General features: G+C 35.2%; 15 protein-coding genes. 7 read left to right on the top strand and 8 right to left on the bottom strand.

The window, feature by feature from the left end; all coding sequences use genetic code 11:
• Positions 1-322 precede the first annotated feature (322 nt).
• The 3 genes from argC to polA are packed head-to-tail and all read right to left on the bottom strand — an operon-like array spanning position 323 to position 4,684.
• The gene (gene argC, locus Q0516_RS00935; protein WP_294467894.1) at positions 323-1,360 is read right to left on the bottom strand and encodes an N-acetyl-gamma-glutamyl-phosphate reductase; all 1,038 of its coding nucleotides are present in this window, start codon (positions 1,358-1,360) and stop codon (positions 323-325) included.
• Between the two features lie 34 nt (positions 1,361-1,394).
• Positions 1,395-2,018: a dephospho-CoA kinase gene (gene coaE / locus Q0516_RS00930; RefSeq protein WP_294467892.1), complete on the bottom strand. Its 624-nt coding sequence runs from the start codon at positions 2,016-2,018 to the stop codon at positions 1,395-1,397.
• Positions 2,018-4,684, bottom strand: a complete 2,667-nt coding sequence (gene polA, locus Q0516_RS00925; RefSeq protein WP_294467889.1) for a DNA polymerase I — start codon at positions 4,682-4,684, stop codon at positions 2,018-2,020. The genes coaE and polA overlap by 1 nt, the downstream gene beginning before the upstream one ends.
• 133 nt (positions 4,685-4,817) lie before the next feature.
• On the opposite strand from polA, the gene rsmG reads away from it, so the two are divergent.
• The 5 genes from rsmG (at position 4,818) to ehuA (ending at position 9,605) form a co-directional block, all read left to right on the top strand.
• Complete coding sequence (rsmG, locus tag Q0516_RS00920) at positions 4,818-5,528, top strand: 16S rRNA (guanine(527)-N(7))-methyltransferase RsmG (protein WP_294467886.1); 711 nt, start codon at positions 4,818-4,820, stop codon at positions 5,526-5,528.
• 678 nt (positions 5,529-6,206) lie between these two features.
• Positions 6,207-7,046, top strand: coding sequence for a transporter substrate-binding domain-containing protein (locus Q0516_RS00915; RefSeq protein WP_294467880.1), 840 nt, complete (start codon positions 6,207-6,209; stop codon positions 7,044-7,046).
• Positions 7,047-7,237: 191 nt separating this feature from the next.
• On the top strand, positions 7,238-8,074 hold the full coding sequence (locus Q0516_RS00910; RefSeq protein WP_294467877.1) for an ABC transporter substrate-binding protein: 837 nt from the start codon (positions 7,238-7,240) through the stop codon (positions 8,072-8,074).
• A gap of 106 nt (positions 8,075-8,180) precedes the next feature.
• Positions 8,181-8,834: an amino acid ABC transporter permease gene (locus tag Q0516_RS00905; protein WP_257481052.1), complete on the top strand. Its 654-nt coding sequence runs from the start codon at positions 8,181-8,183 to the stop codon at positions 8,832-8,834.
• Between the two features lie 9 nt (positions 8,835-8,843).
• Complete coding sequence (ehuA, locus tag Q0516_RS00900; RefSeq protein ID WP_007049368.1) at positions 8,844-9,605, top strand: ectoine/hydroxyectoine ABC transporter ATP-binding protein EhuA; 762 nt, start codon at positions 8,844-8,846, stop codon at positions 9,603-9,605.
• Positions 9,606-9,744: 139 nt separating this feature from the next.
• Here the strand turns inward: ehuA and Q0516_RS00895 are convergent, their stop codons facing one another.
• The 3 genes from Q0516_RS00895 to Q0516_RS00885 all read right to left on the bottom strand — a co-directional run bounded on the left by Q0516_RS00895 (position 9,745) and on the right by Q0516_RS00885 (position 12,783).
• The gene (locus Q0516_RS00895) at positions 9,745-10,470 is read right to left on the bottom strand and encodes a hypothetical protein (protein ID WP_294467875.1); all 726 of its coding nucleotides are present in this window, start codon (positions 10,468-10,470) and stop codon (positions 9,745-9,747) included.
• 121 nt (positions 10,471-10,591) lie between these two features.
• Positions 10,592-11,305 (bottom strand): hypothetical protein, encoded by a 714-nt coding sequence (locus Q0516_RS00890; protein WP_294467869.1) that lies wholly within the window; start codon positions 11,303-11,305, stop codon positions 10,592-10,594.
• A 125-nt stretch (positions 11,306-11,430) separates the two neighbouring features.
• A complete protein-coding gene (locus tag Q0516_RS00885; RefSeq protein WP_294467866.1) occupies positions 11,431-12,783 on the bottom strand; it encodes an AAA family ATPase in 1,353 nt (450 codons plus the stop codon).
• A 127-nt stretch (positions 12,784-12,910) separates the two neighbouring features.
• On the opposite strand from Q0516_RS00885, the gene Q0516_RS00880 reads away from it, so the two are divergent.
• On the top strand, positions 12,911-13,297 hold the full coding sequence (locus Q0516_RS00880) for a hypothetical protein (protein ID WP_294467864.1): 387 nt from the start codon (positions 12,911-12,913) through the stop codon (positions 13,295-13,297).
• A 36-nt stretch (positions 13,298-13,333) separates the two neighbouring features.
• Here the strand turns inward: Q0516_RS00880 and Q0516_RS00875 are convergent, their stop codons facing one another.
• Complete coding sequence (locus Q0516_RS00875; protein WP_294467861.1) at positions 13,334-14,389, bottom strand: NADH:flavin oxidoreductase; 1,056 nt, start codon at positions 14,387-14,389, stop codon at positions 13,334-13,336.
• Positions 14,390-14,758: 369 nt separating this feature from the next.
• Entirely contained in the window at positions 14,759-15,805 is a 1,047-nt protein-coding gene (locus tag Q0516_RS00870) for an NADH:flavin oxidoreductase (protein ID WP_294467859.1), read from the bottom strand.
• Positions 15,806-16,350: 545 nt separating this feature from the next.
• Here Q0516_RS00870 and Q0516_RS00865 point away from each other — a divergent pair.
• Entirely contained in the window at positions 16,351-16,524 is a 174-nt protein-coding gene (locus Q0516_RS00865) for a hypothetical protein (RefSeq protein ID WP_294467856.1), read from the top strand.
• Positions 16,525-16,623: the final 99 nt, after the last annotated feature.

Here is a 16,623-nt window from a genome sequence, read left to right as displayed (position 1 = left end):
TCAAAAGTTAAATCCTAATTATTTGGATGAGATAGTTCTTTAACAAAAAAATCTTGCTTGAGATTTTAAAACGACCTCTGCCCCTACCATTTCAAAAAAATATATCATATATTAAAGGTAATAACTTTTTCAGGTAATATGCGGGTGAATGACTTCAGTAAGTTAAAGATCCCTTTTGCCGAAGGCTTAGCACCACGCAGTGGAAGAATTTTTACCCCTTTTTTGTTTCTTCGGACAAAAAAGGGCAGGGTTCCTAAGGGACAGCGTCCCTTAAGGGATTTTAGGGGCAGAGCCCCTTGAAGTTTGTTTCTTCCAAAAGAAACTATATATACATAGGAACAAAATCAATCCCTTCTTTTTCATCAAAGCCGAACATTATGTTCATATTTTGTACTGCCTGTGATGAAGCACCTTTCATAAGGTTATCTATAACGCTTGATACTATGACTCTGTTCACTCTCTTATCCAAAACAAAGCCGGTATCAAAGATATTCGTTCCCTTTACATAGTTAGTCACCGGAAGGTCTCCCGTTTCTCTGAGCCTTATGAAATATTCGTCTTTATAATATTTTTCATAAGCTTCTTTTATATCGCTTTCCTCTACACCATCATTTATATTAGCATAAATAGTAGTCAAAATACCTTTGTTCATCGGTACCAAATGAGGAGTGAAAGATAAAGTTATATCGTCTCCAAGCTTGGATAACTGCTCTTCAATTTCGGGGGTATGTCTGTGAGTCCCTACACCGTAGGCTTTTATGCTTTCGTTGCACTCGCAGAATAAAGAACCCGTCGAAGCTTTTCTTCCCGCTCCGCTTACTCCCGACTTTGCGTCTATGATTATCGATTTTGTATCTATTAATTTTTCTTTTACAAGCGGATAAAGGGATAATATCGAACACGTAGTATAACATCCCGGGTTTGCGAGAAGTCTCGTATTTTTGATATTTTCTCTTTCTATTTCACACAGGCCGTAAACACTCTCACCGAGTACACTTTCACCGTAGTGTTTAGTCTTATACCACTCTTCATATATATCTATATCACTGAGCCTGAAATCCGCCCCCAGGTCTATTACTTTAGTTTTTTCCAAGACTTCCTTTGTTACGACTTTTGAAGCAACTCCGTGAGGAAGAGCCATGAACACAACGTCGCATTCATCTGCAAATTCATTCATATCGCTATCCAGACATTTACTGTCCTCTATATCTTTAAAAGCCTTGTATACATCGCTGAAATCCTGCCCTACATAACTATGAGAGCCCAGCTTTATATTTCCTACTTCTTTATGTTTTTTAAGTATACTTACAAGGATTGCTCCGGTATAACCCGTAGCCCCCAAAATACCAACATTTATCATCTCATTACCTCCACAATATGATACATTATACATATTAATGTATATTTATGCAAGTATTATTTTTAGAAAATTTACCCTGATATACTTTTTTTATGTTCTCTTTTAAATCAGAGTAATTTCCGTTATTATCAACTACAATATCTGCATATTTGATTTTCTCTTCAGGACTCATTTGAACTTCAATACGTTTTACTGCATCTTCCTTACTTATCTTATCTCTAAGCATTACTCTACTTAACTGGATATCAAAAGAAGTATAAATAAGCATTACGACATCTACAAAGCCCGTAAGCTTTTCTTCTATTAGCAAAGGACAGTCGTAAACGACATAAGGCTTATTTTCATTTCTATATTTATTTACAAGTTCATTGAACCTATTAGTCACTTCGGGATGAACTATATCATTTAACTTAAGCCTTGCTTTCTCATCGGAAAAAACCAGAGCCCCCATTTTTATCCTGTTGAGTTCTCCGTTTTCCGTGATAAATTCTTTGCCGAATTCATTTTCTATTTTGCTTAGTCCCCTGCTGCCTTTTTCGACGGCTTCTCTGCTGATTTTGTCTGCGTCGATTATCGGGATATCAAATTCTTTATTGAGTATTTCGCTTGCGGAACTTTTTCCCGTTCCTATTGAACCGGTAAGACCTATTATTTTCATTACTTCGCCTCGAACCAAGTTTTCCCTACGGATATATCAGCCTTAAGCGGACAAGACATATCTACTACGTTTTCCATTTTATCTTTTAAAAGAGCTTTTACTTCCTCTACTTCTTCCATAGGTGTATCGATTATAAGCTCATCATGTACCTGAAGTATTAGTTTTGCTTTTAATTTCCTTGTCTTTAGTTCGTTTTGAACATTTACCATTGCAAGCTTTATTATATCCGCCGCACTTCCCTGAATAGGAGTGTTTAGAGCCGTCCTCTCTCCGAACGACCTCACGTTAAAATTCTTTGAATATATTTCATTTATATATCTTCTTCTGTTGAACATGGTAGTAACATATCCCTGTTCTTTTGCTGTAACTACTATATCTTCCATGTATTTACATACTCCCGGATATTTTGCCAGGTAAGTATCTATATATTCTTTTGCGTTTTTTCTGGAAATAGACAGTCCCTTTGATAGCCCGAAATCACTTATCCCGTAAACTATACCGAAGTTGACGGCTTTTGCACTGCTTCTCATTTCGGATGTTACTTCATCTATAGGTACGTTAAATACTTCGCTTGCGGTCCTGGTATGGATATCTTCATTATTTTTAAATGAGTTTATAAGTTTCTCGTCATTTGAAATATGAGCAAGCACTCTAAGTTCGATTTGGGAATAATCCGCATCCACGAGCACATTGTTTTCACTGCTTGAAATAAATACTTTCCTTATTATCCTGCCTTCTTCCGTCCTTACGGGGATATTTTGAAGGTTGGGATTTGATGAAGAGATCCTCCCTGTAGTGGTTATCGTTTGATTGAATGTGGAATGTATCTTATTCGTATCCTTATCTATGAGGCTCACAAGCCCTTTTACATAAGTGGAATTGAGCTTGCTTATTTGTCTTAAGTCTATTATCATCGGTATGATAGGATGATGATCCCTTAATTTTTCGAGGACTTCTATATTTGTGGAATATCCCGTCTTTGTCTTTTTAAGTGCGGGAAGCCCCATTTTATCGAATAAGACATGACCGAGCTGTTTCGTGGAATTCACATTAAAATCCTCGTCTTCTCCAGCAGCTCCTCTTATCCTTTTTGTAAGATCCTCTACCCTTCTGTCAAAATCGACACCGAGCTCTTCAAGAGTATTCAAATCTACTTTAAACCCTTCAAGTTCCATATCACCTAAAACATACATCAGTTTATGCTCTATATTTTGGTATAGATCTTCCATTTCCTCTTCTTTGATTTTTTCTTTAAAAATCCTTGCGAGAGAATAAATGCATTTAGCTTTTTTCATCTGCATATTGTATTTATTGTTGTCTTCCATATCAAGAAAGCTTTGCTGAACAGCTTCGCCTTTTTCTTCTTCCAAATCTATATCAAGATATTTCTTGCTCATTACTTCGAGAGAATATCTTTCATCGCTTGGATTTAAAACATATCCTCCGAGATATATATCAAATCTGCAGTGGATATTATCATATCCATTTGAAACAAATACCTTATATACATCTTTGAAATTATGAGTGACTATATCGGGACCTAAGTTCATTATTTTAATAAGTTCACTTATATCTGAAACACTCCCGTCATAAAGATAAAAATTATCTTTATCAAAAATCATGGCACTTTTTATCTTTTTATAATCGTCGCTTAAAACAAAATAAACACTAAGGGACTTTTTATCCTTTATGTTTCTTAATACTTCATCTAAGGAAATATCTTTTGAAATAGTTTTATATTCTTCTTTTATATGAGAGAAATCGTCCTTTTCGTTCTCTGTGCTGTCTTCACTGGTGTCACCTACTTTAACACCAAGCTTTTTGATTATTGATTTTAAATCAAGCTCCTGAAGTATGGAAATAAATTCTTCGTTTTCAAAATTAAAGTTACATTCCTCATTTAAATCGAGGTCGATATCCATATTTACTTCAATGGTACCCAGTTCTCTGCTTAAAAAAGCATTGTCTTTATCATTTATAAGCTTTTCCTGTAATTTTCCTTTTACTTCGTCTATATGTTCATAAACTCCGTCCAAGGTAGAATACTTTTCAAGCAAATTAAGAGCTGTCTTTTCACCAACGCCTTTTACCCCCGGGATATTATCCGACTTATCTCCCATCAAAGCCTTAAGGTCTATCATTTGCTTAGGAGTGAGATTATACTTTTCTTTTAAATAATCTTCATTGATAACTTCGATATCGCTTATACCCCTTTTTGAATAGAGTATCTTGGTATGCTCTGATACAAGCTGGAATGAATCTCTGTCCCCCGTGATCACTACTGTATCTATACCTTCTTTATCAGCTACCTCACTGACGCTTCCTATGATATCGTCCGCTTCATAATCGTCTACTTTCAAAGAGATGATATTTGCGGCGTCAAGAAGCTTTTCTATATAAGGTATCTGTTCTCTCAGCTCTTCGGGCATACTTTGTCTGCCTGCTTTATAGTCGGCGTATTTATCATGTCTGAAATTCTTATGTCCCTTATCGAACGCCGCATATAAATAATTTGGTTTTTCATCGTTTATCAATTTTAAGATTATATTTAAAAATCCGTAAACCGCATTGGTTGAAATACCTTTCGGAGAATGCATTGGTCTTACCCCGAAAAAGCATTTATAAATAATCGAATATGCGTCTATAATAACAAGTTTTTTCTTCATTGTGTCCTCTCAGTCTGTTTAAAAATCTTCTTATAAAGGATAACATAAATACAAGGAAAAATAAACATGTTACACCTTTTTCTTGAAGCGTAATTCTGTTATACTATTTTTGACATTAACTAAGGAGAATATTATGGATTTAAGAGAATATTTAAAAGCGGGACTAAAAAAATCCGATATAGAAATAGAAGATAACAAGGCAGAAAAACTATTAAAGTTCATGGAAATAGTCTTAAGAGAAAATAAAAAATTCAATCTGACGGCTATAACCGATGAAAAAGAGTTCATCGAAAAACATATCATCGACAGCGCTGTATCCGTTAAATATATAAATAAGGAAGGCAGACTTATAGATATAGGTTCGGGAGCGGGAATGCCGGGGATAATAATAAAAATATTAAACGATGATATGGATATACTTCTCCTTGACAGTTTAAACAAAAGAGTAAATTATTTGAACGAAACAATAAAAGAACTTGGGCTAAATAATATAGAAGCCATACATGCAAGAGCCGAAGAACTCTCTCACGATAAAGAATACAGAGAAAGTTTTGATTATGTGACCGCAAGAGCGGTAGCTAAGTTAAATGTACTTACCGAGTACACTACTCCCTTTATAAAAGTAGGAGGAAAATTCATAGCCCTAAAAGGAAGCAAAGGAGCGGAAGAGCTGGATACAAGTAAAAATGCTATAGGTACACTTTCCTGCAAACTAAACGGTAACCATGAAATAACTCTTCCCTATTCAAATTCTAAAAGGGATATAATCGTAATAGAAAAGATAAAACCCACATTAGACAGATATCCGAGAAAGCAGGCGAAAATTAAAAAATCTCCTCTATAAGGGACCGTGTCCCTTAAACCACAATGTAGGGTTCCACCCTACAACCCAACATTCTGTAAGGCAGAGCCTTACAATCCGCCGACCTGTAGGGCGTTGCCCTACAACCCACTAATCTTTGCTCGCCCAAAGATTAGATAAAGGGCTCCACTCATTCGCCGTGGTGGCTTTTAACGCTTCTCGATTTCCTAAGAAATGCTACCCGCATTTCTTGGAAGAGAAGCTATCCCACTCCTCTTACATAAAAAGTTTTATCATAATTTAAAGGTAGAAACTTTTTTTAAACATTAGGCAGGGAAAGCGACTGTTTCACAAAATGCGGGCAGCATTTTATGAAAGAACCGATATCCCAAAGCCTTTGTACAAAAGCTATCTCTTATATTAAAATCAATAACTCTTTTAGGTAAATAGCGGGTGATTTACATCAGTAAGTTAAAGATCTCTTTTGCCGAAGGCTCTGGCACCACGCAGTGGAAGAATTTTTCTCAAAGTTTTTTTTCTTCGGAAAAAACTTTGCGGGGTTTTAAAGGGGTGGAACCCCTTTGGCCTTTGTTTCTTTGAAAAAGAAAACCGAAGTATAAATATAAATAAAAATGCATAAAAATAAAAAAGTGCTTGATTTTTATACAAAATCATAGTAAACTTTTATTAATTTCAAAGGGAATAAACGGAGGATTGATTATGAAATTAAAAAAAGTCATGGCAGTTACAATGGCTGCACTAATGAGCCTTGCTCTATTTGCGGGATGCGGTTCTAAAGAAGAAGCAAGCAAAGACGTAAAACTTGTAAAAGAAGGAACTCTTACGGTAGGTCTTGAAGCTTCTTATCCGCCAATGGAATACATAGACGAAAAAACAGGAGAACTTGCGGGATTCGATATCGAACTTGCCAAAGCTATAGCTAAAGATATGGGACTTGAAGTTGAATTCGTTCAAGTTGGTTTCGACGCTATATTCGCAGGTCTTGACGCAGACAAATACGATGTTGCTATCTCTGCTATCAGCGTAAACAAAGAAAGACAGGAAACTCTTGCTTTATCGGATACTTACCTTGCTAATCAGCAGGTAGTTATTTCAGCTAAAGACGGAAAACAAATCAAATCAGTAAAAGAACTAAGCGGTAAAAAAGTTGCCGTTCAAGTAGGTACTACAGCTGACGAAGCTTGCCAGTACTATCAGGAAAAAGAAGGTCTTGAATTTGACTTACAGCAATTAGATGATATGACAGCTGCTTTCCTTGCTCTTAAGAGCGGAAATGTTGACTGTGTAGTAACAGATTTGGTAGTTGGTGATTATTATGTTAACAACTTCCCTAAAGACTATGTAAAATCTTGCGATAAACTTACAAACGAACCTATCGCTATAGCAGCTAAAAAATCAAACACTGCTTTGATCGCACAGGTCAACAAATCTTTAAAATCACTTATCGACAGCGGTAAAACATCCGAAATCTCAAAAAAACTGTTCGGTGAAGATTTAACAAAAGATATCGATGCTAACTTAAAGAATTACGACGAATAATATCAAACTTTTAAAAGAGCCTTTTAGGCTCTTTTTTATTTATTAAAATAATATTAAGATTATTATCCAAATATTAAAATAGTATAAATATGCATAAATATTTATAAAAATTAACAAAAACTATTGCTTTTTTTCTTATTCTATAGTATATTTAGATGTAAATTTTTTACTTATTTTGGAGGAAATATTATATGAAAAAAGGAAAGAAAATCGCGGCACTCGCTTTGACATCTATTTTGGGATTTAGCTTACTAAGCGGCTGCGGTTCTAAAGATACAGTTTCTACGGAAGCTCAATTTACAAAAGATAAAACATTGGTTGTCGGAATAGACAATACATATCCGCCTATGGAATACGTAGATAAAAACGGCAAGACAGTCGGATTTGACATCGAACTTGCAAAAGCCATAGGTGAAAAAATAGGAAGGAAAGTCGAATTCGTAAACAGCTCATGGGACGCTATTTTCGCAGGCCTTGACGCAGATAAATACGACCTTGTAATCTCCTCTGTTGGAGTAAATAAAGACAGACAGGAACAGCTTGCTCTTTCAAATCCTTATCTTGCAAATCAGCAGGTGATAATCTCATCTAAAAGCGGAAAACAAATAAAATCCGTGGAAGAACTTGCAGGTAAAAAAGTCGGAGTACAGGTAAGCACGACATCGGATAGTACCTGTCAATATTACCTTTCTAAAGGGATAGATTTTGATTTAAGACAGTTCGACGGTATGACCGAAGCATTCGTAGCTCTTGAGGGCGGAAGTGTCGACTGCGTAGTGACAGACCTTGTGGTAGGAGAATATTATGTTCATAAAAATACAAATAAATTCGTAAAGACATGCGATAAACTTACAAACGAACCTATCGCGGTTGCGGCTAAAAAAAGCAATCAGGCTCTTATAGATAAAATCAACCCTATACTCGAAGAACTAAGCAAAGACGGAACGATGACAAAAATATCAAAGAAAGTATTTGGTAAAGATTTAACACAAAATATAGATACGACTTTAAAAGGATATGACGAATAACCGTATATATTGTGGCATTTAAACGAAAAAGTAAGAGGTCTGCTTGCCAGGCTTCTTGTTTTATTATATAATGTAAAAGATTAAACGTAAAATAGGAGAAAATATTATGACTAGTGTGCAGATTTCAAAACTGGCAGCCGGAACAGTTTCTACCATAGAACTTACGCTTATAAGTATAGTGCTCGGTATGATACTCGCTCTTGTGATCGCATTCATGAGCATCGGCAGAAATAAAATACTGAAGGGGATCGCATGGGTTTATACTTGGGTGTTCAGAGGGACTCCACTGCTTCTTCAAATCATGGTAGTATACTTTGCTATACCATTGATGTTTAAGCAAATGTTCGGTTCACCTTTGAATTTTGAACCTTTCACGGCGGCTATCATAGCCCTTACCTTAAATACCGCAGCTTATACTTCGGAAATATTCAGAGCAGGTATCCAGTCCATAGACAAAGGACAGATGGAAGCGGCTAAAGCCCTTGGTATGACTTACTCTCAGGCGATGTTTAAAGTAATAATACCTCAGACGGTTTCAAGGATAATACCACCTTTCGCAAATGAATTCATAATGATATTAAAAGATACATCTCTCGTTTCCACTATCGGTATGGCGGACTTAATGAGAGTTTCAAAGCAGTTTGCGGCAAGCGGTGACTGGAGCTACTACTTCGTAGCGGGCGGGATATATTTGGTACTTACATCGGTATGTATAGTATTATTCCAAAGACTTGAAAAGAAAACCAGCAGGTACATTTAGGAGGATATCATGAGCAGTGTAAAAGTAGAAAATGTAAAAAAAGATTTTGGTGAACTAAGTGTACTTAAAGATATAAATTTAACCATTGAAAAAGGCGAAGTAGTTTGTATAATCGGTCCTTCGGGTTCTGGCAAGAGTACATTCCTAAGATGTCTGAACCACCTAGAAAAACTGACTTCAGGCAAGATATACATAGACGATGAACTTGTTTTTCACAGAGAAAACGATAAAAGCGTAGTAAAGACAGAAAAGGAAAAATTAGTTGAGATACGTACAAAGATAGGCATGGTATTCCAAAGATTCAACTTATTCCCTCATAAGACGGTTCTTGAAAATGTAACACTTTCTCCAATGGTAGTTAAAAAAGTGGGAAAAGAAGAAATAGAAAAGAAAGCATATGAACTATTGGATATGGTCGGGCTCAGAGACAAAGCGGACGAATATCCGAACAGGTTATCGGGAGGGCAGCAGCAAAGAGTCGCCATAGCAAGAGCTCTTGCTATGGATCCGGAAATAATGCTTTTCGATGAAGCCACTTCGGCTCTTGACCCTGAACTTGTAGGAGAAGTTTTGGAAGTTATGAAAAACTTGGCTAAAAAACATTCTATGACTATGATAGTTGTCACTCATGAAATGGGCTTTGCAAAAGAAGTAGCTGACAGAGTAATATTCATGGCTGACGGTGTGGTGGTGGAAGAAGGTCCCGCAAGAGAACTTATCGATAATCCAAAACATGAAAGAACAAAAAAATTCTTAAACAAAGTTTTATAAAAATCAAAGAAGTAAGTTTTCTTGCTTCTTTTTTAATGCCATTTAATTTATAATCTAACAATAAATTTATTTATCTTATATAGATTTGCTTTATTACAAAATAAAAAAGACCGAACTAAGTCGGTCTTTTGATTTATTATTATTTTACCTTAGGAGTCCTTATAGGTTTTGTGAATGAACTCTTAACACATCCTCTAACCGTTCTTACTTTGTAGTAATATCTTTTTCCCTTTTTTAGTTTCTTGTTTGTAAATTTGTTGGACGTAGTTGTCTTTACTTTTTTATATCCTTTTGTCTTTTTAGTGGAACGATAAATTTCGTATTTTTTACCGCCTGTCGCTTTTTTGAATGATAATGTTACTTTTCTTTTTCCTGCTTTTGTTTTTAATTTTGCAGGGGCTTTTAGTTTTGCAATATTCACCTTTACTTGTTTAACCGACATTTCCTCTTCTGCATCTATAGACCCCATAGTTATTACCACAAAAACATAATTAGTCCCGATTTTTGCTTTTTTAGTATCGAGAGTAGTATTATATGTATACGCTCCTTTTAACGGTACCAAAGAACCTATAGAAGAATAAATACTACTGGAAATAAAAAGTTTGGAAGATAGTTTTTTTGAAGTCAAACCTCCGTAAACAAAAACAGGTTCACATTCATCGTCCGGAGTGTCGGCAGAATCGATGCCGATAACATCAGCTTTTAATTTGATTTTTTCACCCTTATAATATGTCTTATTGTTTTTAATATAGATTTTTTTTACTGTCCCATCATAAGATTTCTCTTTTGCACCCACAGCGGAAAAACAGGTAAGCACTAAAAACAAAGATAAAAACATACATACGATTTTCTTTAAATTTTTCATGTTCATTCCCTCCTTGCCTCTATGATACCACTGTTAACGTTTAAATTCAATTAATTTTCAAATAATATTCACTGTATGTTCAATAAAAAAGACCGATTTAAATCGGTCTTTTGATTTATTATTATTTTACCTTAGGAGTTCTTATAGGTTTAGTAAATGAACTCTTAACGCTTCCTCTCACTGTTCTTACTTTGTAGTAATATCTCTTACCTTTTTTAAGTTTCTTATTCGTAAATTTGCTGGACGTGGTTGTCTTTACTTTTTTGTAGCCTTTATTTTTCTTCGTAGAACGATAGATCTCATACTTTTTACCGCCCGTCGCTTTTTTGAATGATAGTGTTACTTTTCTTTTTCCCGCTTTTGCTTTTAGTTTTGTCGGAGCTTTTAAAGTTGCAACTTTTATTTCAGTTAATGCTAACTCCATACTGCTTCCGGTTTCGTCGGTAGCATCAGCTATTCCTACAACTACATAATTTGAACCGTTAGGTGCCTTCTTTGTATTGAGTGTTGTTTTATATGTATAAGTTCCTTTAAAAAATTTCGTACTTCCTTCGGATAAAGTTTGACCTTTAGTACCCATTAAAAAACTAACTACTCCGGTATACCCGTTACCGAAGGGATCCTTCACCGTCGCCTTTACACTTATTTTTTCACCTTTGTAATATACTTTCTTATGAGTAGGTGAAGAAATTTTCACATACTTATTTGTAACAACTTCTCTCGGTGACTTTACATTTAACGATTTTTTCGGAGTAGCGGCGCTTACAGCCGACACACAGGAAAACATAAATAAAGACGCAACCAAACCGCATAATATTTTTTTAGAATTTTTCATATTCAAATTCCCTCCTTATCTTAATCACAATTTTATCACATATTATCCTACTTTGCAATTCGTTTTCATAAAAAACAAATAAAAAATAACTGCTCCTAAGTTAGAACAGTTATTTTATAAATTCTTTATACCAAGGCTGTATCAAAGATTTTTTCCAAATCTTTGGAAGATAAATCTTCTTTTTTATATAAAAGTTTTGCAAGCTTGTTGATAGCTTCCACATTAGACTTTATAATCTCTTTCGCTCTCAAATAAGTCGTATCGAGAATTTTAGTTACTTCTTCATCTATTTCATCTTTAAAAATAGTATCATTTTTTATATCGAACGTCTTATTTTTATATTTGCTCATCCCATATTCGCATACCATGGAATTGGCAAGCTCGTTTGCCTTTGCTATATCATTTTGAGCACCGGTGCTTATTTCTCCGAATATTATCTCTTCGCTGGCTCTTCCCGCAAGGAGCATACATATTTTTTCTTCGAGTTCTTTCTTTGTGAGTATCAAATTATCTTCTCCGCTCCCGGTTAGGACAAAACCGAGAGATACTCCATATGGAACTATAGTTACCTTATCGGGAAGTACTCCAGTCAGAATGAAGCTCACAAGGGCATGTCCCGCCTCATGGAAAGATACTATCCTTTTTTCTTTGTTATTTAAAATCATGCTCTTATTTTTAAGCCCTGCCATGGTCTTTATGATAGCTTTATCGAATTCATCATTAGTGATCACTTTTCGTCCTTGTCTTATTGCCATCAAAGCTGACTCGTTTACTATATTGGCAAGATGTGCTCCGCTGAGTCCGTTTGTCTTTTCAACCACTTTATTGATATCAAGATTTTTTGAAACAGGTTTACCCTGCATATGATGATTTAAAATTTCTTTTCTTGTGATACTTGAAGGATTCCCCACATAAATATGTCTGTCAAATCTACCGGGTCTGAGTAATGCACTGTCAAGCATATCCATCCTGTTTGTCGCCGCCATTACAACGACTCCTGTGTTTTCGCTGAAACCGTCAAGCTCTATTAAAAATTGATTTAATGTCTGGTCTCTCTCGGAATTATTATCTGTACTCCTGCTTACTCCTATCGCATCAAGTTCATCTATAAAAATTATCGCAGGAGCCTTCTTCCTCGCTTTATCGAATAAAGCTCTTATCCTGCTTGCACCTATACCTACGAACTTTTCTATAAATTCACTTCCCGAAGCATACATGAACGTAGCTCCGCATTCCCCCGCCAAAGCCTTTGCTATAAGAGTTTTGCCTGTTCCGGGAGGTCCGTAAAGAAGTACTCCGCTCGGGATCTTTGCTCCGAATTTTTTGTACTTTGCGGGTTTTGTAAGAAAATCGCTTATTTCCAAAAGTTCTTCCTTTATTTCGTCTAAACCTGCAACGTTTGTAAAGTTTATATCGCTTTTTATGACCGCAGGATCTTCCGGTCTGTTTCCCATAAATTTTATATATGAATTCTTCATCTTTGTCCCCCAATTTCATGTGCTAATGATATTATTGTTAACATTTTTGATTTTTATACTACTATGAAAAAAAATATTTTTTATTTATATTATGTGGTATAATAATATAAAAGCAGGAGGTTTTAATATGAACAAAGACGATTTATTAAACAAGGCAAGTGAATTTTTGGGAGAAGCAACGGAAAAAGCAAGACAATTTTCTTCGGAAGCTTTAGAAGCATCTAAGAGCTTTGCGGAAAGTGCAAAAAAAACAATTCAAGCAGAAAAACTGGATTATGAAATTTCAAGAAAATACAGAGAAATAGGTAAACTGGTATATTCCGCATATGAAGAAGAAGGTTCTTACGAGCATGTGGCAGACGAACTATGCGAAGAAATCAACGCTTTATTCGATCAAATCATAGCAATCAAACTTGGAGAAGATGCCGACGTGAGCGACGAAGAAAAAGAAGGTATCATCGAAGAAGTAAATGATATAATCGATGAAGACGACGAAGAAATCATAAGCGAATAAAAATTAAAAGACGAGAAAATCTCGTCTTTTTTTATTTTAATAAAGCGTTTCATCTGCCTTTATAAGGTTAGGACATTTATAGTCTCCCCTGTTCATATGGCATTTCGGCTTGCAGTGGTAACAATAATTTATAGGTATATGGTTCTTTGCCTTATATGCCCACCGGTAATCCGCAATAAGCTCTCTTCCTATAGCGGTAAAATCCGCATATTCGTTTTTTAAAAGATACTCTGCCCTTTTTGGAGTAGAAATCATATTGACGGCGATGACAGGAACATCAACGGCTTCTTTGATGAGCTTTGCGGAGTATACGCTGTAGTTAAAATCAGGGTTATCGGTTTCAAGAATTACGTCTTCTTTGTTTGCATATGAAATATCAAGTACATCTACCCCGGCGTCTATGAGCATCTTCGCTCCTTTTATCCCGCTTTCGATATCGGGAACGCACGGTCCGTATCTATAGTATATAGGCATATCTTCTCCGACAGCTTCTCTTACCGCTTTTATCACCTCTATAGGAAATCTAAATCTGTTCTCTAAACTTCCTCCGTATTCATCTGTCCTTTTGTTGTAATTAGGTGCGGTAAATTCACATAACAAATATCCGTGAGCTCCGTGTAGTTCTACGGCTTTAAAGCCTGCTTTCTTCGCTCTGACAGCAGCATTCACAAAATATTCTTTTACCTTGGGAAGTTCTTCCTTTGTAACTTCTCTGCTTCCCTCGTAGTCGGGGTGAGCACTGGCGCCGTAAGGATGTTCACTCAGTTTACCCGCCGCTCTTACTCCCGGATTATGAAGCTGTATCACGGAAAAGCAGTCGTTGTCGTTTATGACCTTTGCTATTTTTGACAGTCCCTCTACGAATTTATCGTCCCATATACCAAGCTGATAGAACGGTCTTTGTGATTTATCCGTAGCGGTCGCTTCAACGATTATAGTTCCGACTTCGCTTTTTGCTCTTTTTTCATAATACGATATATGATTATCCGTGACATATCCGTCTTCCTTAGCCAGCATGAAAGTGACCATGGGCGGCATCACTATCCTGTTTTTTATCTTATTCCCTTTTACTTCATATCCATCAAATAACATTTTTATTCTCCTTTGAATATTTAATAATAACTATTTTAAAATACCAAATTTCTATGTTTGATAATCGATTTATGTCAGCTAAAATTTGTATCTTAATTAAAGTTAATTTTGATTTGGTTTTATTTTTATTAACAGATTTCGATCATTATCAAAATCATATTTGTGATTTCCACAACACAAAATACATGATTTTTTATGTTTTAATATTTTTATATGAAACCAAGTAAGTATTGTTTAAATCTATATCCAATCAAAATTTTAAACATGGATTACTTTAAAATACCAAAAACTCTAACGATATAATCTTACATGCAGTTTATATCAGCTATATCAAAGTTCTATTATATTAAGTTCTTGTAATAGCAAAGTTTAATACAAAGTATCCCCCGTCTTTATAAGATTAGGGCATTTATTGTCTCCGCCGTTCAAGCGACATTTAGGCTTGCAGTGATAACAATAGTTTATAGGTATACCGTTCTTCGCCTTATATGCCCACTGATAATCCGAAAGAAGTTCTCTGCCTATGGCGGTAAAATCCCCATAACCTTCCTTTAAAAGCTTCTCCGCTCTCTTTGGAGTAGATATCCTGTTTACGCATATAACGGGTACATTGACGTTTTCCTTTATTATCTTTGCACTTGTCGTGACGGAGTTGAATTCATGTTCTTTGTCTTCCAGAGAAGTTGAAGCATCGAAAGCCGAAGATATATTTAATACATCAACCCCCGCATTTACAAGCATATCCGCTCCCTTGATGACATCATCTATATCTTCCATATTAACTCCCATTCTGTAATAAATAGGATAATCATCTCCCACGGCTTTCCTTACTGCCTTTGTGACCTCGATAGGAAAACGGTACCTGTCTTCCAAGTTTTCAAATCCGTATTCGTCGTTCCTTTTGTTGTATTTTCTTAGAGTAAATTCACATAAAAGATATCCGTGAGCTCCGTGAAGCTCTACCGCTTTAAAGCCTGCTTTTTTCGCTCTTACAGCCGCGTTAACAAAATCTTTTATGGATTTTTCGATATCTTCCTTTGACATCTCCCTGCCGTACCCGTCCAAGGGGCTCGGACCGTAAGGACATTCTTCTATCTTTGCTTTTATCCCCGCATTATGAAGCTGGATAACTGAAAAAGCTCCGTTATCGTTTATGGCACCTGCAAGTTTTTTAAGCCCCGGGATAAACTTATCGTCCCATACTCCGATTTGGTTCCATGCTTTTTGATTACCGTCGATACCGCTTGCCTCCACAATAATGGTCCCTACTTCATTCTTTGCTCTCTTTTCATAGTAGGATATGTGCTTATCCTCTATAAAACCGTCCTCCCTAACGAGAGAATATGTAACCATCGGAGACATAACTATCCTGTTTCTTATAAGGTTTCCTTTAAGTGTAAAACTATCAAATAACATTTTAACACCTCCTGATATAAAGATTATATCATAATAATCTTTATATTGAACATTTAAGGCTTATTCAATAATATATATTTAAACCATGGAAAAAACGATTTTATATTTTATGCTAATAAAACATATAAGAGAAATAACTATTAGGTTTATTGATTATTAAATAATATTTACTGATAAAGTCATAATAAAAAATCAAATAAAATATACATTTAGCTTTCTATAAATAAAGACAAATACATCAAACTTTATAGAATAAGTTTAATGATTTGAGAATTCTATAAACAAAAATTTTTGTTTATTAAAAATAAAACTGATTTACTTAAAATAAATAATTGCACGACATACATCACTTTGCTGATTTTTATTTAAGTTCATCTTACTAAATCCAAAACCATTTATGGATCAATATATATAATAAAGCTAAAAACCTCACTGTCTTATTCTATACATATCAATAAATCCTACTTTATCCGATAAAATGCTTGACTTTTGTTCAACGCGATATTATTATTAAATTAGACAAAAGGAAGGAGGATTGTTATTTAATGTCTAAAAAAATGGGTAGACCGACAGAAAATCCCAGAGTTTACAGAATTGGAATCCGACTGGACGAAAAACACAAAAAGATACTCGATGAGTACATAAAGAAGAACAATTCTACCATTACGAACGCTGTTTCAAGAGCGATAGAATTATTGGAAGCGGAGACAAAAAAATAAAAAGACAGCCCACCCTACCTTGACAAGTAATCATGTGGACTGTCACCCCAAACGGAGTATGTAAATATTATACACTGCATACTTCTGTTTGGCAAGGAT

Origin of the sequence: uncultured Anaerofustis sp. (assembly GCF_938029165.1) — a bacterium.
Classification (GTDB): domain Bacteria; phylum Bacillota; class Clostridia; order Eubacteriales; family Anaerofustaceae; genus Anaerofustis.
This window is presented reverse-complemented; position numbering and strand designations above follow the sequence as displayed.

What these genes read in the sequence shown, in the direction of transcription:
- argC (WP_294467894.1), bottom strand. Translation starts at nt 1,360, where the DNA reads ATGATAAATGTTGGTATTTTGGGGGCTACGGGTTATACCGGAGCAATC.
- coaE (WP_294467892.1), bottom strand. Translation starts at nt 2,018, where the DNA reads ATGAAAATAATAGGTCTTACCGGTTCAATAGGAACGGGAAAAAGTTCC.
- polA (WP_294467889.1), bottom strand. Translation starts at nt 4,684, where the DNA reads ATGAAGAAAAAACTTGTTATTATAGACGCATATTCGATTATTTATAAA.
- rsmG (WP_294467886.1), top strand. Translation starts at nt 4,818, where the DNA reads ATGGATTTAAGAGAATATTTAAAAGCGGGACTAAAAAAATCCGATATA.
- Q0516_RS00915 (WP_294467880.1), top strand. Translation starts at nt 6,207, where the DNA reads ATGAAATTAAAAAAAGTCATGGCAGTTACAATGGCTGCACTAATGAGC.
- Q0516_RS00910 (WP_294467877.1), top strand. Translation starts at nt 7,238, where the DNA reads ATGAAAAAAGGAAAGAAAATCGCGGCACTCGCTTTGACATCTATTTTG.
- Q0516_RS00905 (WP_257481052.1), top strand. Translation starts at nt 8,181, where the DNA reads ATGACTAGTGTGCAGATTTCAAAACTGGCAGCCGGAACAGTTTCTACC.
- ehuA (WP_007049368.1), top strand. Translation starts at nt 8,844, where the DNA reads ATGAGCAGTGTAAAAGTAGAAAATGTAAAAAAAGATTTTGGTGAACTA.
- Q0516_RS00895 (WP_294467875.1), bottom strand. Translation starts at nt 10,470, where the DNA reads ATGAAAAATTTAAAGAAAATCGTATGTATGTTTTTATCTTTGTTTTTA.
- Q0516_RS00890 (WP_294467869.1), bottom strand. Translation starts at nt 11,305, where the DNA reads ATGAAAAATTCTAAAAAAATATTATGCGGTTTGGTTGCGTCTTTATTT.
- Q0516_RS00885 (WP_294467866.1), bottom strand. Translation starts at nt 12,783, where the DNA reads ATGAAGAATTCATATATAAAATTTATGGGAAACAGACCGGAAGATCCT.
- Q0516_RS00880 (WP_294467864.1), top strand. Translation starts at nt 12,911, where the DNA reads ATGAACAAAGACGATTTATTAAACAAGGCAAGTGAATTTTTGGGAGAA.
- Q0516_RS00875 (WP_294467861.1), bottom strand. Translation starts at nt 14,389, where the DNA reads ATGTTATTTGATGGATATGAAGTAAAAGGGAATAAGATAAAAAACAGG.
- Q0516_RS00870 (WP_294467859.1), bottom strand. Translation starts at nt 15,805, where the DNA reads ATGTTATTTGATAGTTTTACACTTAAAGGAAACCTTATAAGAAACAGG.
- Q0516_RS00865 (WP_294467856.1), top strand. Translation starts at nt 16,351, where the DNA reads ATGTCTAAAAAAATGGGTAGACCGACAGAAAATCCCAGAGTTTACAGA.